The sequence below is a fragment of the Kitasatospora sp. NPDC093550 genome (assembly GCF_044764985.1).
In the GTDB taxonomy this organism is placed as follows: Bacteria; Actinomycetota; Actinomycetes; order Streptomycetales; family Streptomycetaceae; genus Kitasatospora.
In genome coordinates this window covers 67,008-81,608 of the sequence record NZ_JBIWJF010000007.1, presented here as the reverse complement: position 1 = coordinate 81,608, position 14,601 = coordinate 67,008, and the positions used below count along the sequence as shown (strand labels likewise).

At 73.8% G+C, this 14,601-nt stretch carries 13 protein-coding genes; 10 read left to right on the top strand and 3 right to left on the bottom strand.

Annotated elements, in window-relative coordinates; translation table 11 throughout:
• The first annotated feature begins 212 nt into the window (after positions 1-212).
• On the top strand, positions 213-1,577 hold the full coding sequence (locus ACIRD3_RS13175; protein WP_402214899.1) for a helix-turn-helix domain-containing protein: 1,365 nt from the start codon (positions 213-215) through the stop codon (positions 1,575-1,577).
• A 21-nt stretch (positions 1,578-1,598) separates the two neighbouring features.
• On the opposite strand, the gene ACIRD3_RS13170 is transcribed toward ACIRD3_RS13175, so the two are convergent.
• Positions 1,599-2,114 carry a DinB family protein gene (locus tag ACIRD3_RS13170; protein WP_402214897.1) on the bottom strand — a complete coding sequence of 172 codons (516 nt, stop codon included), beginning with the start codon at positions 2,112-2,114 and terminating at the stop codon, positions 1,599-1,601.
• 326 nt (positions 2,115-2,440) lie between these two features.
• On the opposite strand from ACIRD3_RS13170, the gene ACIRD3_RS13165 reads away from it, so the two are divergent.
• The 3 genes from ACIRD3_RS13165 (at position 2,441) to ACIRD3_RS13155 (ending at position 5,548) form a co-directional block, all read left to right on the top strand.
• Positions 2,441-3,115 (top strand): hypothetical protein, encoded by a 675-nt coding sequence (locus ACIRD3_RS13165; RefSeq protein ID WP_402214895.1) that lies wholly within the window; start codon positions 2,441-2,443, stop codon positions 3,113-3,115.
• 110 nt (positions 3,116-3,225) lie between these two features.
• On the top strand, positions 3,226-3,897 hold the full coding sequence (locus ACIRD3_RS13160; RefSeq protein WP_402214893.1) for a hypothetical protein: 672 nt from the start codon (positions 3,226-3,228) through the stop codon (positions 3,895-3,897).
• A gap of 178 nt (positions 3,898-4,075) precedes the next feature.
• Positions 4,076-5,548 (top strand): purine-cytosine permease family protein, encoded by a 1,473-nt coding sequence (locus tag ACIRD3_RS13155; RefSeq protein ID WP_402215548.1) that lies wholly within the window; start codon positions 4,076-4,078, stop codon positions 5,546-5,548.
• A gap of 118 nt (positions 5,549-5,666) precedes the next feature.
• Here the strand turns inward: ACIRD3_RS13155 and ACIRD3_RS13150 are convergent, their stop codons facing one another.
• Complete coding sequence (locus ACIRD3_RS13150; RefSeq protein WP_402214891.1) at positions 5,667-6,821, bottom strand: serine hydrolase domain-containing protein; 1,155 nt, start codon at positions 6,819-6,821, stop codon at positions 5,667-5,669.
• 309 nt (positions 6,822-7,130) lie between these two features.
• On the opposite strand from ACIRD3_RS13150, the gene ACIRD3_RS13145 reads away from it, so the two are divergent.
• The 3 genes from ACIRD3_RS13145 (at position 7,131) to ACIRD3_RS13135 (ending at position 10,362) form a co-directional block, all read left to right on the top strand.
• A complete protein-coding gene (locus ACIRD3_RS13145) occupies positions 7,131-7,856 on the top strand; it encodes a helix-turn-helix domain-containing protein (protein ID WP_402214889.1) in 726 nt (241 codons plus the stop codon).
• Between the two features lie 295 nt (positions 7,857-8,151).
• The gene (locus ACIRD3_RS13140) at positions 8,152-8,970 is read left to right on the top strand and encodes a hypothetical protein (RefSeq protein WP_402214888.1); all 819 of its coding nucleotides are present in this window, start codon (positions 8,152-8,154) and stop codon (positions 8,968-8,970) included.
• Between the two features lie 15 nt (positions 8,971-8,985).
• Positions 8,986-10,362: a Fic family protein gene (locus tag ACIRD3_RS13135; RefSeq protein WP_402214886.1), complete on the top strand. Its 1,377-nt coding sequence runs from the start codon at positions 8,986-8,988 to the stop codon at positions 10,360-10,362.
• 121 nt (positions 10,363-10,483) lie between these two features.
• On the opposite strand, the gene ACIRD3_RS13130 is transcribed toward ACIRD3_RS13135, so the two are convergent.
• A complete protein-coding gene (locus ACIRD3_RS13130) occupies positions 10,484-11,158 on the bottom strand; it encodes a hypothetical protein (RefSeq protein ID WP_402214884.1) in 675 nt (224 codons plus the stop codon).
• Between the two features lie 384 nt (positions 11,159-11,542).
• Here ACIRD3_RS13130 and ACIRD3_RS13125 point away from each other — a divergent pair, with 384 nt between their 5' ends.
• The 3 genes from ACIRD3_RS13125 to ACIRD3_RS13115 all read left to right on the top strand — a co-directional run bounded on the left by ACIRD3_RS13125 (position 11,543) and on the right by ACIRD3_RS13115 (position 14,362).
• On the top strand, positions 11,543-12,286 hold the full coding sequence (locus tag ACIRD3_RS13125; protein ID WP_402214882.1) for a ScbR family autoregulator-binding transcription factor: 744 nt from the start codon (positions 11,543-11,545) through the stop codon (positions 12,284-12,286).
• A 337-nt stretch (positions 12,287-12,623) separates the two neighbouring features.
• A complete protein-coding gene (locus ACIRD3_RS13120) occupies positions 12,624-13,514 on the top strand; it encodes a BTAD domain-containing putative transcriptional regulator (RefSeq protein ID WP_402214881.1) in 891 nt (296 codons plus the stop codon).
• A gap of 86 nt (positions 13,515-13,600) precedes the next feature.
• On the top strand, positions 13,601-14,362 hold the full coding sequence (locus ACIRD3_RS13115; RefSeq protein WP_402214879.1) for a TetR family transcriptional regulator: 762 nt from the start codon (positions 13,601-13,603) through the stop codon (positions 14,360-14,362).
• Positions 14,363-14,601 lie beyond the last annotated feature (239 nt).

Sequence of the window (14,601 nt, the reverse complement as noted above, 5' to 3'; positions counted from 1 at the left end):
TAACCTTCCTGGGACGCGCGCGCGGGGCTCCGGGACGGCGCGGCCGGCTCCGGCGGTGCCCTCGGGGGAACCGTGGGACGGGTCCGCGGCGTACTTGACTGCCGGAGCTCATGTCGGTTCGTGCCCGGCTGGTTCGGCGGCGAGTGATTGGCCGGCGACGGCCGGAGCCGGGGGCGCGCCGCCGAGGGGGTTCAGGAGGGGTGGAGGACACAGTGCCAGAGGGGATCGGGGATTTGCGGGCGGAGGACGAGGTCGCGCGGCTGCTCCAGGAGCTGAAGAGCCGGTCGGGGCTCAGTTACGGGGCGCTGGCGAAGCGGCTGCACGTGAGTACGTCGGCCCTCCACCGTTACTGCAACGGCGAGGTGATGCCGGTGGAGTTCGCCCCGTTGGAGCGCCTCGCGCGCTTGTGCCGGGCGACTCCGGAGGAGAGCACCGAGCTCTACCGCTGGTGGGTCACCGCGCACGAGGCGCGGGCGAACCGGCCGGCGTCCGCGGCTGCGCCTGTGCCGGCGCCCTCACCCGCAGCCGAGCCCGCGGTTGAGGCTGCGTCAGCGGCTCCGGTGGCGCGAACGGCGCCGGACACTCCGGCTGCTCCCGAGTCTGATGAGGCGCCGGAGGAGGAACCGGAGGACGCACCGGCCGCGGGAGGCGCCGTCGAGGCCCGGGCGGCAGCCCCGCAGTCCGCCCCCGCCGTGCCGCTGCGGCGGCGCGTGCGTCGGGGCGTCCTCGCCGCCGTGACGGCTGCGGCGGTCCTCGCCACCATCGGGGCCGTGGCCACCGGTCTCGGGACCCGCTCGGGCGGTTCGGCCGCCTCGGCTGCCGCCCCGGCGGCTGACGCCGGTCCGGCTGCAGGTCCGTCCGCCGGTCCGTCCGCCGGATCCCCGACGCCGACCCCTGCCGCCACTGCCACCGCCACCGGCTCCGCCACGCCCGTCGGCAGCGCCTCTCCGGCCGGCGCCGGGGACCAGGGGGCGAGCGCCCCGATCACGGTCGCGGTCCGCCCGTCCGGCTGGGACGCGGAGTGCGACCAGTACGTGGTGGACCGCCCGCCGTCGGAAGTCCCCCGTCCGCCCGCGCCGCAGGACGTCCCGGCCTGGGTCGCCCGGGTCGGCGCGGTCCCCGGCCGCTACCAGTCGATCCAGCTCACCGTGCAGGGCACCGGCAGCGAGACCGTGGTGCTGACCGCCCTCAACGTCCGCGTCGCCCGGACCGCGGCCCCGCTGCCCTGGAACGCGTACTCCATGGGCGAGGGCTGCGGCGGCGGAATGAGCGTCCACTCCTACAACCTCGACCTGGACGCGGCCCGCCCCCGTCCGGTCCTGATCGAGGGCACCACCGGTCTGCCGCTCAAGGTGAGCGAGCGCGACCCGGAGGTCATCGAGGTGACCGCCAAGACCATCTCGCACGACGTCAGCTGGTACCTGGAACTGGAGTGGACGAGCGGCAACCGCAAGGGCACGCTGACCATCGGGCCCGGCGCGGGCGCGCCCTTCCGCACCAGCGCGGTCAAGGGCCGGCCGCTGTACAGCTACCCGGTCGGTGGGAACGCCTGGCAGCCGAGCCCCTTCCAGCAGTGACGCCGGCGCGGGGCGCCGCCGTCAGCCGGTGGCCCCGTCGGTGAGTTCCCGGACGACGTCCAGGTGACCCGCGTGACGGGCGTACTCCTGCAGGACGTGGAACAGGATCCAGGCCAGGGTGGGCCGGGGGGTACCGTCGTCCGGGAAACGGCCGCCCGCCGCGGCGACGGTGGACAGAGCGGTGCGCGACACGACGGCCCGGGTGGTCTCGCCACCGGCGTGCAGCGCGGCGAGCAGCTCGGCCGCCGTCTCCTGCGGACCGACGTACCAGCGCCCCTGCGGGCCGCGGTCGCCCCACGGGGCCGCCACCTGTTCGGCCAGGAAGCCCCAGCGCAGCCACCGCTGTTCCATGTGGACCAGGTGCTTCAGCAGTTCGAGCAGGGTCCACCCGGAGGGCAGCCGGCTGGTGCGCAGCTCCGCGTCGGACAGTCCCGCGATCTTCGCGCCGATCACGGACCGGTAGTGGTCCAGGTACTCCAGCAACAGGGTGCCGGGATCGGAGATCTGCTGGCCGGGCTCGGGCAGGGAGGACGTCATGGCCTGAGTCTTCCAGCTCTCACCGGCGGCCGGTCACCGGTCCGCCGCTCGCATCCCGTCGGACGTCGGCGGCGCACGCCTCGTCGGCCGTCCGGGCAACAGACCGCTCCGCGTTCCCGCTGCCGTTCCGTCAGCTCCCGCCGTCCCGAGAACCGTAGCCCCGACCACCGACACCGGGGCCGCGCCCCGACTCGCGACGGGACACCGTCGGCGCGCCACGCGACCAGGAGGGCCGGGCCCCCCGACCGGGCACCGGACACCGCGCGTCGGTGGCGGATCGTATTCTTACGGCGATCACGATCGGATTCGCTCACACGGGGGCACGGATGACCGTTCACCGACCGGGACTGCCGCAGGACCTTCCACCGGCCGAGGAGCTGTGGGCGCGCTGGGCGCTGCTCGCGGCCCTCGGGGCGACCACCGAGGACGAGGAGCGCCCGCCGCGTCACCGGATCGGTCGGTGGATCGACGACGAGGGCCTGCACTGGGACGACTGCGGCTGCACCTGGTGGATCATGTCCGAGGCCGGCGCCGGCCGGTTCGTGCTCTACGGCGAGGACGAGTCGAGCGGCGTCAAGTGGCACGAACCGGCGATCGACGTGCTGGCGGGCGGTCCGGACTGGCTGCCCTACGAGGAACTGCGGAGCCGGCTCGAAGGGTACGAGATCGGGTGCGTGTACTGGTACGAGAACGGTGCCTGGGCCCGGGCGCCATACCCGGACGACCTGGACGACGACGGCTTGGACTGCGGCATGGGTTCCTTCGTCGACCGCGGCAGCGTGCTCGGCGACCTGGAGGACCACCTGGACGACACGGCCGACGGGCCGACCGCGGACAGCCTCCTGGCCGACGCGGAGGCGTATCGACTGGAGCCGCAGGGGCTGCTGCGGCGGCTGGCCCGGACCAACGGCGACGGTGATCCACTGGACGGGCCCGCCATCGTCCGGGCGTTGGACCGTGCGGGCCTGACCGGGGGATTCGTGGCGACCGGTACCCCCTGAGGGCCGACCCGCGGTCCGGCGGCGGGTCAGACGGTCGGCGGGAACGCTTGGCAGCCGAGCCCCTTCCAGCAGTGACGCCGACTGTCAGGGGGATCGGCTTGGATGTCCCGGTGTCTGTTTCTGAGCTGATCGACCAGTTGCCCGCCCTCTCCGTCGTCCGGGACCGCTGCCGCGCCATGGCCGTGCTGGAGGCCGTCCTGAGCCCGGAGTGGGGGGACCGGTACTTCTCGTACGACTCCCGCTGGTCGCCGACGGAGGAGATGGCCTCGATGCGCGACGGCTGCGGCAACGAGTACTCGATCCTCTTCTCGCCGGCGGGCGCCTACGCCCGCGGGTTCGATCACGAGTCGCCGATGACCCCGTACCGGGTCACGCCTCCGGCGCTCTGGCCGGGCCTGCTCGACGGGGCGCCGGAGGCGCTGCGCGCCCACGTGGCGGAGCCCGCCTTCTGCGACGAGGGGACGCCGCGGGCCACGGTGTGCTTCTGGCGCGAACAGGCCGACGGCGAGTGGAAGGCGGGGACGGTCGAGCCGTTGCCGGAGGGCGTGGAGGACGACGGCAGCGGCGAGTGGTTGTTCGAGGTGCTGCTGGACGGCCGTCCCGAGGCGTACCAGCAGTTCGCGGAGGAGTACTACGAGGTGGCGGTGGACCTTGCGGCCGTCCGGCACGTCTACGCCCTGCACCCGCTCACCCCGCACGTCGTGTCGCTGCTGAACCCCGAGCTGGACCTGTCCGACCTCGCGGAGGACCTGGCCGCGATCGGGTACCCGGTCCAGGACTGACGCCCGGAACCCTGCCGGGGCGGGGGCGGGGGCGGGGGCGGGGGCCGGGGGCGGGGTGGATCTAGCGGTGAAGCGGACAAAGTAGGATGACTCAACTACCGCGCTACGCGCGTGGAGTTCCATAAATGTTCCATTTGCCCGATTCATCTCCCGCTTGAACACGCACGGAGCCACCCACATGGACAACCCGTCCACCGCCAACGCCGACGGTGCGATCGAGACCCGCGGTATCGAACCCGTCCCGGACCACGAGCGACGGGGCAGAGTCCGCGAGCTCTTCCCGACCTGGGTCGCGGCGAACATCAGTGTGCTGCTCCTCACCATGGGGGCGGCCCTGGTGGTGTTCAACCAGCTGAACTTCTGGCAGGTCCTGATCGTCGCCGCGTGCGCCGCGCTGGTCTCCTTCGGGATGGTCGGCGTGCTGTCGGTCTCCGGGAAGTGGGGCGGGGCCCCGGGGGCCACGCTCTCCCGGGCCACCTTCGGCGTGCGCGGCAACCTGTTCCCCGGCGCGATCCTCTGGATCGCCCGGTTCGGCTGGGAGACGATCAACGCCGTCACCGGCGCCTACGCGGTGCTGACCGTGCTCGACCTGCTGTTCGGCGTGAAGAGCAACACCGCGCTGATCGTGATCACGCTCTTCGCCTTCGTCGCCTGCACCTTCCTGGTCTCCGGCCTGGGCCGCAAGGCGCTGAACGTCTGCAACACCTGGTCGACGTACCTGTTCGGGGTCTTCAGCGTCCTGGTGCTGGGCTACCTGATCGCGACCATGCACTGGAGCGAGGTCTTCGCCAAGCCCGCGGGCACCACCGCGATGATGATCGCCGGCATCGGGACCATCGCCGCCGGCGGCATCAGCTGGGTCCCCACCGGCCCGGACTTCGCCCGCTACCTGCCGCACGCCGCCTCCGGGAAGAAGATCGTCGGCGTGACGGTCTCCGGCGCCGGCCTGGTCATGGTGCCGATGGTGCTGATGGGTGCCGTGATGGCGGTGGCCTCGCCCGGCCTGGCCGAGGCCGCGGACCCGGTCTCCTTCCTCGGTGACCTGCTGCCGACCTGGCTCGCCGTGCCCTACCTGCTGACCGCGATCGTGGGCATGCTGCTGATCAACAGCCTCTCCATGTACTCGGCCGGCTTCACCGCGCAGACCATGGGCGTCAAGCTGCCGCGCGCCATGGCCGTCAGCATCAACGCCGTGATCTCGCTGGTCGGCGGCCTGCTGCTGATGCTGGTCGCGAAGAGCTTCCTGGGCTCCTTCATCACCTTCCTGGTCCTGCTCGCCGTCTCCTTCTCGGCCTGGATCGGCGTCTACGCGGTGGACATGTTCCGCCGCCGCAAGCGTGCGGTGCGCTACGACGCCGAGGCGCTGATGGACACCGGCAAGGGCGGCCGCTACTGGTACGTCGGCGGCTTCTGCTGGCAGGCGATGGCCTCCTGGGTGCTCGCGCTGCTGGCCGGGCTCGCCTTCACCACGTGCGACTGGTTCTCCGGTCCGCTCTCCGACACCCCGGTCGGCCGGTACGGGCTGGCCTGGGCGGCGACCATCGTGATCTCCGCCGTGATCATGGCGGTGCTCCCGGAGCCCCGGGAGAACGTCTCCGGCACCGTCGCCGAGGCCCTCTCCACCGAGCAGCGCGAGCGGGTCACCGTCTGACCGCCTGACGCGACCCCCCCGCGACCCGGGGTGCACAGGACCGGACCGCCCGGTTGCCGACTCGGCCGAGTCGGCAACCGGGCGGTCCTGCTTCACGTCGCGGCGGTCGTGGTGCTGCTCAGGCCGCGGGCCGGGCCGGGTCGGCCGGGGTGGTGGTGCGGAAGACGGCCGTGATGAGCCGGTCCAGGGCCTTCGGGAACTCCTGGGCCGGGTCGGTGGCCGAGTCGCCGGTGGTCAGTCCGGCGGTGAGCGTCGTGCTGCCGTCCGGGGTGCTGATCATCAGGGCGCCGAAGCCGCCGGGGGCGCCGCCGTTGTGGTGGACGATGGTGCCGTGCTCCGGGCCGAGGTCCTGCACGAAGAGCCCGAGGCCGTAGCCGAGCATCCCGTGCGGCGTGCGCATCTCGTCCAGCAGCGGAGCCGGGAGGAGCCGGCCGCCCAGCAGCGCGGAGAAGAAGGTGTGGAGGTCCCGGGTGGTGGAGAACAGGTCCCCGGCGCCGACCAGCAGGGAGAGGTTCTGGCGGGTGACGTCGACGACCTCCCACTGCTCGCCGTCCTGGTAGCGGTAGTAGCCGTGGGCGTGCGGCTCGGGGAGCTCGGGGGAGTCACCGGGCGCCGCGGTGTCCCGCAGTCCGAGCGGCTCCAGGATCCGCTGCCGCAGCTCCTCGGCGTACGAGCGGCCGGTGAGCGCCTCGATCAGCAGCACGGCCAGGGTGTAGTTGGTGTTGGCGTAGCTCTGGTCCGCCCCCGGCTCGAACCGGGCCGGCCGGGCGAGCGCGAACCGCACCAGGTCCTCGGGCCGGTAGCTGTGGAAACGGTTGTCCACCCACGGCTTGCCGACCGAGGGCAGCCCCGGAACGAACGTGCCGTCGGCGTCCAGCTCGCCGGTGTAGTTGTACAGGCCGCTGGTGTGCTGCAGCAGCATCCGAACGGTGATCCGCGGGTCCAGGCCGAACGCGGGCAGGTGGTCGGCCACCGGGCCGTCCAGCTCGATCGCGCCGTCGGCCACCAGCTGGAGGACCAGCGTCGCGACGAAGGTCTTGGTGGTGCTGCCGATCCAGAACCGGCCGTTCGCGGGCGGCTGCCCGGTGCTGCCCAGCTCGCGTATCCCGGCGGTGCCGACCCATGCGCCGCGCCCGTCGTGGACCCGCATCTGCATTCCGGCGAACCCGGAGTCGACGAAGGCCTGGACGGCCTGCTGCAGCTCCGGGCGGTCCGGAGCGGCGGTGGCCTGCGGCGGGGTGAGCTCGTCCCGGTCGGTGGGGGTGACGGACATGGTGGTGCCCTCCTTCGGATCCGCCGGTGGCGGAGGCGCGACGTGCGGTACCCGACCGGCTCTCGCTGACGTTCGGGGATCGCTGAACGTCCATGACGCTACATTGCGTTCAGAAGTTGGTCAACGCTCTTTGGTGCCTCAGAGCACTTTGCGGCTTGGTTTCTTGGCCTTTCTTTGCAATGAGTGTGGCGCTTAATGCAAGGGGCGGGCGCGTCAGCCTTTGCAATGAGCTTCGGGTGAATGCATACTGACCGGCGAGTGCGCGGGCGCCGGGATCCGCGCACACCGGCCGAGGGGAGACGGGTACCGATGCCCGGAGGCAGACTCACCGACGAGGACCGGCGGCAGATCGCCGCCGGACTGGCCGAAGGGCTCGGCTACGCGGAGATCGGCCGACGCCTGGGGCGGCCCGCCTCGACCGTCCTGCGGGAGGTCACCCGCAACGGCGGACCCGACGGCTACGGCGCGCACCGAGCGCAGGAGGCGACCCGGCACCGCGCGCGCCGGCGCCGGCGGACCGAGCCCGCGCCGCCGCCCGTCCCCGACGGCGGCCACGGCCCCGACCCCCGGGCCGTCCAGGAGCTCGTCGAGTCCTGGAGCACCGCCCTGGTCCAGCAGGGCATGCCCCGGGTCGCCGCCGGTGTGCTGGCCTGCCTGTACGTCACCGACTCCGGCGCCCTCGCCGCCGCCGAGCTGGCCCAACGGCTGCGGGTCAGCGCGGCGTCGATCTCCCACGCCGTCGCCTTCCTCGAACAGCAGGGCCTGCTCCGACGCGAGCGCACCCCGGGCGTGCGCCGCGAGCGCTACGTCATCGACGACGGCACCTGGGCCCGGACCCTCCTCGCCACCATGCAGATGAACGAGGCCCTCATCGCCGAGGCCCGGCACGCGGCCGCGGTCCTCGGCGGCACCACCCCGGCCGGCGCCCGCTTCGAGTCCTCCGCCGAACTCCTGCTCCTGGTCAACGAATCGCTCCGCCGGGGCATGGAGCAGTGGCGCCGGCGCCTGGCCGAACGCTCCGACGACGGCGGGTGAGCGCGCACGGGATCGCCGGCATGGCGCTGCGGACCGGTGACGGTGCACATCGAGGCCCTCGACCCTCCGGGGGGCGGTCGGTTCCGGGCGGAGGCGCTCGGGTGGACCGCCCACAGCGCCGGCGGGACGACCTACCTCGGACCGGCCGGTGGGCTCGGGCGGCCGGAGCCGGGCTTCCTCGGCCTCGCCCTCGTGCCCGTCACGGAAGCCAAGACGGGGACGACGAACCGGCTCCGCCGTCCTGGCCCGTCCTGACGCGCGGAGCCCGGCGGAGTCGTCGTGCGATCATGGCCGGATGCCCGAGGAAACCGATCAGCTGATGACGCCGGCCACCGACCCGCTGTCGGGGCGGTGGCCGCTCGCGCCGTCCGGCGAGGCCGACTGGTTGGTGGAGCTGTGCGAGGACGGGACGCTCGGGTTCATGCCGCCGGGACTGCCCGATGCGGGCTGGGTGCTCCACGCGATGTACGAGCACGAGCGGGGGCCGGGCGAGGTCTCGTACGACGAGGAGCGGCGGGCCCGGTTGGCGGACGGCCGGGCGCGGCCGCGGGTGCTCGCGGGCGTAGACCTCGATGCCGTGGGTGTCGTCACGGGCGGCGGCCTGGGCCGCGCCGAGCACCCGGGGCCGGGCTGGCGGCGGCTGCGGTGGGCCGAACTCGCCGAGCGCAGCGGTGATCCCGTGGTGGCCGAGGGGACGCTGCCGTGCCTCCACTGCTTCCCGTCCGTGAAGAAGAACGGCAGTTGGCCGCGCGGCATCGTCCCGCCCGCTGAGGGGAGCCTGGACCGGGAGACCTGGAACCGCCTGGTCGCCGTCCTCACCGCGTACAGCCCGGACGGGCCGGACACCCGCTGCCTGGCCTTCTACAACCCGCTGATGATGGGGGAGTTCGACCACCACCACGTGCGGGCGGGCCGCCTCGGTGACGCCGAACTCCTCTACGACACCGACGACGCGGACTTCAGCCCCTCCAACCTCTGGGCCGCCGACCGCTCCTGGGTGCTGTGCACCGACTACGACCTCTGGGGCACCAAGGTCGCCGGGCCGCCGGACCTCGTCCGGGCGCTGCTGGACGACCCGGAGCTGGAGGTACTGCGGCTGCCCTGGACGGGCTGACCGTAGGCTGGCGCGGTGATCGCGAACCTGAGCCCACGCCTGCTGCGCTGGAACGACGTGGACCCGGTCCGTCACCCCTTCGACCGTGCGTCGGCCGCGCGGGAGATCCGCGGGCTCGGCCCGGCCCTGCGCGTGCCCTCGTCGTCCGACGCGCCGGCGGACGAGGAGGGGCGGAACGCGTGGGAGTGGAACGTGGCCGGGCCCTGGGCCGCCGCCATGTCCTACGCCCTGGCCGAGCACTACGGCGGCTGGGTCGCGGGCTGGCGCTGGGCGATCGGCGAAGGCGACTACGACGGCGGGCCGATCGGCAGCTGGTGCTGCCCGCCGCACTCGGTCGGCACGCCGGAGGAGACGGTCGAGCGCGTGATCGCGGCGGTGTGCGAATGGCGCGCCTGGCTGGAGGACCTCGCCTGCCGGTTCGAGGAGCACCCGCTGGACGCGGCCGCCGTCGAGGAGCAGCGGAGCCGGTGGGAGCGTGCCGCCCGGAGCCTGATCCTGCAGGTGGCCGAGCGGACCCGCGGCGACAGCGGCTGGTACGGGCACTGCGAGCAGGTGCTGGTCTGGTTCCTGGACCGCTGGGGCGTCGCGCCGGAGGCCGCCGAGGGACTGGTCCGGGAGGCGATCGGCGGGCGGTTCCGGAGCTGGATCAGCCCCGACACCGAGCTGGTCGGCGCGGTCGCGGAGCAGCTCGCCCAGTCGCTGCGGCCGGGCCACGCGAGGGGTGGACCGCCCGCCGAGCCGCTCCCGGACCACCTGGAACGCTGGCTCGCCGTCCGCCGGGACGTCGTCTGGCCGGAGCCCTCGGCGGGAGCCGGGCACGGGCCGGTGACCCCGTCGCGCGACGGCGCCGCCGAGGACGTCCGCGCCTTCGACGGGGCCATCGACGTCGCCCGGGCGGACGGCCTGCTGGCCGCCCTCGACCTGCTCCGCGCCGACGCGGCCCGGGGCGCGGTGCTCGACGTCGAGCTGCTCAGCGGCTGGCAGCAGCACGTCCTGGACACTCCGCAGCCGCCGGCGTTCCGCACCCTGCCGGCCTTCGCCAAGGGCGGAGCGGAGCGCTACGGCATCGGGCCCGACACCCGCGCCCGGTTCGACGCCTGCCTGGCGGAGAGCGCGGGGAGCGACGGGACCACGCTCTCGCTGTCCGCCCGCGCCGCCCGGGCCTACCTCGACGTCTGCTTCTTCCACCCCTTCGAGGACGGCAACGCCAGGGCGGCCTTCCTCGCCCTCCTCTTCGTCCTCGCCCGCGAGGGCGTGGGCCTGGACGACGTCAACCTGCTGCGGCGGGTCACCTTCCAGGCGGACGACCCGCGGGACCCGCCGATCCTGGTCCGCTACATCGACCTCCATCTCGCCGAGACCCGCAGCAACGCCGCCGCGCGCGACTCGTAGCCTCGGACTCCGAGGCGGCGGACTCCGAGGCAGCCGGCTTCGAGGCGGCGGGCTCGGAAGCGGCGGGCTTCGACGCGAGGGCTCAGCGGGGCGCGCACGAGAAGTCGGCCGGGCCGACTTCTCACGCGCAGGCGTGCGCGTAGGAGACGAGCGGGCCCGGGCCGCCGTCCGCGACCGGCAGTTCGGCGTCGGCGGTGCTGCCGTCCGGGCGGCGGACCACGGTGTGCAGGGATCCGACGGTGAACCACGGCGTGCTGACGGCGTAGACCGTGCGGGGGCCCTCGGGGGAGTCGAACCGGCCGAAGCGGCGGGCGGTGAGCTGCTGCCCACCGCAGAAGACCTGCTGGATCTCCTCCTGGTCGGCGTAGAGGAAGACCACCCACCGGCCGCCGTGCACGCTGGCCGGGCCGTCGAGCACGTGCGCGGAGGGCGTGCCGTCGCCGGGGAGCGGGTGGTCCGTGCAGCCGGTCTCCCGGATGTCCTGATCCCCGAGGGTGAAACCCCGCCCGTTGCAGGACCGGCCGTCGGGGAGGGGCCAGAAGTACCAGATGGTGCCGCTCTCGTCGATGTAGTGGGCCCACTGCTCCCCGGGCGGGTTGTCCTTGGCCGCGTCGCGGATCCGCGCCAGGCCGGCCGCGACCCGTTCGGCGAGCGGGAGTCTGACCGCGCCCGCCGGGACGGTCGCGGTGGCGGCCGGGCCGGTCGGCGCGGCGGTGCCGCAGGAGACCAGGGCGGCGAGGGCCAGCCCGATGGCGGTGGACAGGGCGGCATGGCGCCGCAGAGAGTCGAGCCTCACGGTTCCCCCCGTGGACGAGCGTGTCGATCACCGGTCAAGTCACCGGTACGACGCGGGGGTCGGGGCGGCGGTTGCGCGGTTGCGCGGCGGCCGGGCGCGGACGGCGCGGCGGCGCGGCCACGCGTCGGCGCGCGGCGACCCGTAAAACCCAGCGGAAGAAACCAATCGTTCGGTTTTATAGGCGCCATGGACCTCGGCGGGGGATGAAGGCCGGGGTGGGTGGGTTCGGTGGTGACGGACCCTCGGTTGGGGCTCGACGGGTCGAGGAGAAAGGGGAGTTGTCGGGGGATCAACCGCCATCGTCTTGTCGGTTGCGGGTGGGGCGTAGCTAAGATACGGGGTGTTTGGTTTTGTTTTCCGGGATCCCAGGGCGGGGTGGTTGCGGTGGTACGGCAGGAGCGGGCGCTCCGGACGCGTCGGCTGATCCTGGAGGCGGCGGCCTCGGTCTTCGACGAGTTCGGGTACGAGGGCGCGACCATCGGGGAGGTGGTCTCCCGGGCCGGCGTGACGCGCGGTGCGGTGTATTTCCATTTCGCCTCGAAGCGGGATCTGGCGCAGGGCGTGGTCGAGGCGCAGTTCGCCCAGGACGGCGTTCCCGAACGGAGCTGCAAGCTCCAGGAGTTCGTGGACACCGGGATGGTCGTGGCGCACCTGATGCCGCGTGATCCGCTGCTGAGCGCGGGGGCCCGGCTCTCGCTCGGGCAGGACGTGTTCGACGACCTCGGCGGCGGTGCCATTCCCGGCTGGATCGGCCGGATGGAGGAGATGCTGGTCGCGGCCGGCGAGCGCGGGGAACTGCTGCCGCACATCGTGCCGGCGGACACCGCGTGGCTGATCGTCGCTGCGTGGACGGGAGTTCAGATCCAGTCGCAGAAGCTCTCCGGCCGGGCGGACCTGGAGCTCAGGGCGTCCGCGCTGTTCCAGCACCTGATGCCGAGCATCGCCGTCCCGGGCGTGCTCGGTTCGCTGCAGATGGGCCCGGACCGGGGCGCCCAGGTGGTCGCGGAGCTCGCGGCGGCCCGTGCCGCGGAGGACGGCGAGGGCGGCCCGGACGGTGTGGGCGGTCTGGACGGCGAGGTGGGCGACGACGTGCCGGCCCAGGCGCAGGCGGGTGTCGGCGTGGGCTGACGGAAACTCAACCGTCCTACCGTCGGCGGCCGGTGGGGCGGGGAGCCGGACGCGTCACGGCGTGCGGGCGTACGGGCGGCGGCGGGACCCACGGGGGGTCCGGCGCCGCCTTTGGTTTGCGTCGAGGCCATCGCGGAGGGTGATCGGCCGGATCCGCATGGTGTTCCCGGGCGTGCCGAGCGGCCCTTCCCTTCAAAACAAACAGCACGTTCGGTTTTGTATTGACAAACCGCGCGTCCTGTTTTTCACTGGGTGTCAGTTGCCTCCTGGGCGTCGACCCGGGTGCCGGCCGCGGCGGAAGAGCCTGCGGCGTTCCGTGTGATTGGGGTGGGTCATCGTGGAAATTCGGGTGCTCGGGGCGTTGGACGTCCGGGTGTGCGGGGTGTCAGTGGTGCCGTCGGCACCGAAGCCGCGTCAGGTGCTGGGGTTGCTGGCGCTCCGCGCGGACCAGGTCGTACCGGCGGGGGTGCTGGCCGACGAGCTGTGGTCCGGCCGTCCGCCACGCAGCGCGCGCACCACCGTGCAGACCTACGTCCTGCAACTGCGCGACCTGATCGACCGGGCGCTCGCCGAGGCCGGCGCGCAGACCGGGGTGTCCTGCGCCAAGGACGTCCTGGTGACCTCGCCCGGCGGCTACATGCTGAACAGCGGCGGCGGGATGACGGACGTCCGGGAGTTCGAGCGGCTGGCCGGTATGGGCTACCGGGCGATCGACGGCGAGGACCACCCGCTGGCCGCCCGGATGCTCGGCGAGGCGCTCGCGCTGTGGCGCGGACCGGCCTTCGCGGACGTCCCGGTCGGCGGCCAACTCGCCGTCGAGGCCAAGCGCTTGGAGGAGACCCGGCTCTGCGCACTGGACCAGCGGATCGACGCCGACCTGCGCCTCGGCCGTCACCGGGTGCTGCTCGCCGAACTGACCGTCCTGGTCGACCGCTACCGCACCCACGAGAGCCTGCACGGCCAGTACATGGTCGCCCTGCACCGCTCCGGGCGCCGCGGCGAGGCCCTGGAGGCCTACCAGCGCCTACGGAACACCCTGGTGCGGGAGTTGGGCATGGAGCCCTCGGCCGGGCTGCGCCGGTTGCAGCGCTCCATCCTGCTCGCCGCTCCGGAGCGGCCCACGGGCGCGGAGCGGGTCGTCGGGGCGGACCGCGCGGAGCGTGAACCGGCCGTCGCGTCCAGCGCGGTGCCGCAGGCCGCGGTGGCCCGGCTCAGCCGGGTGGGCTGAGGAAGCCGGTCGGAGGACCCGGCGCCGCCCGGCCATCGCCGGGTCCGGGCGGAACGTGCTTGTCGTCGTGAGGGGTTGTGGGACGGGTGGTCCAGGAGAGGTCGGAACGGACGCGCGGGCGGCTGGTGGAGGCGGGGGCGGGGCTGTTCGACCGCCGTGGTTACGCCGGTGCCACCCTCGGGGAGATCGCGGCAGCCGCGGGAGTGACGAAGGGAGCGCTCTACTTCCACTTCGCCTCCAAGGAGGAGCTGGCCAGAGCGGTGTTCGAGCAGGCCGAGCGCTCCTTGCGGTCGGCCTGCGGAGAGCGGCGCGCCGCCGCCTCACCGCTCCAGGGGCTGATCGACGCCGGGTACTGGCTGGTCGACGCCCTGGGGGCGGACCCGGTGGTCCGGGCCGCGTTCCGCCTCGGCCGCGAGGACGGCGGCTGGCAGCTGCGGCCCGGGTCGGGCGGCGCCGGGGCGGGCGGGCCGAGGCGGGGCGAGACCAGGCCGGGTGCGGCCGGGCCGGTGGAGCTGCGGTTCGGTGACGCCGGGGCCGGGTCGGTGGACCTCTGGCCGGCCTTCGCGGGCCTGCGCGGTTTCCACAGCGTCTGGGCCGGCGTCGTCCGGGACCTGCTGGCCGGAGCCCGCCGCGCGGGCGAGCTGCGCGAGCGGGCGGGCGGGCCCGGCCCGGAGACCCTGCTGGTGGCGGCGGCGTGCGGCCTGGAGGTGGTGTTCGCCGACGGCTGCCCCGCCGAGGAGCGGGCCCGTCGGGTCGGCGCCCTCTGGGACTGGCTGCTGCCCTGCCTTGTCCCGCCGGGCACGGCGGACGCCTACCGCACCAGGCCGCCGGCGGCGCAACCCGCCTGACCGGCGCGTGATCCGCCCCGCGCGCCCGGGGCCTGTTCCGCCCGGCGCGTGTTCCCCCGGCGCGCCCGGCGCGCGAGCGGGCCAGCCCCCGGAATCGTCCGACCGTCCGCGACCGGCGGTGCGGTAGGGTGGCCGACGCCGATGTATGACCGCGACTCAGGGAGGTGAGACCCATGACCGGAACGTCCGAGCGGGTGCTCCCGGAGCGCGGCCGTGCGGGCGCCTCGCGCGCGTAGCGC

Bases quoted from the DNA above. Each gene is read 5' to 3' on its own strand.
- ACIRD3_RS13170 (WP_402214897.1), bottom strand. From the start codon at position 2,114: ATGACGTCCTCCCTGCCCGAGCCCGGCCAGCAGATCTCCGATCCCGGC.
- ACIRD3_RS13165 (WP_402214895.1), top strand. From the start codon at position 2,441: ATGACCGTTCACCGACCGGGACTGCCGCAGGACCTTCCACCGGCCGAG.
- ACIRD3_RS13155 (WP_402215548.1), top strand. From the start codon at position 4,076: ATGGACAACCCGTCCACCGCCAACGCCGACGGTGCGATCGAGACCCGC.
- ACIRD3_RS13150 (WP_402214891.1), bottom strand. From the start codon at position 6,821: ATGTCCGTCACCCCCACCGACCGGGACGAGCTCACCCCGCCGCAGGCC.
- ACIRD3_RS13145 (WP_402214889.1), top strand. From the start codon at position 7,131: ATGCCCGGAGGCAGACTCACCGACGAGGACCGGCGGCAGATCGCCGCC.
- ACIRD3_RS13140 (WP_402214888.1), top strand. From the start codon at position 8,152: ATGCCCGAGGAAACCGATCAGCTGATGACGCCGGCCACCGACCCGCTG.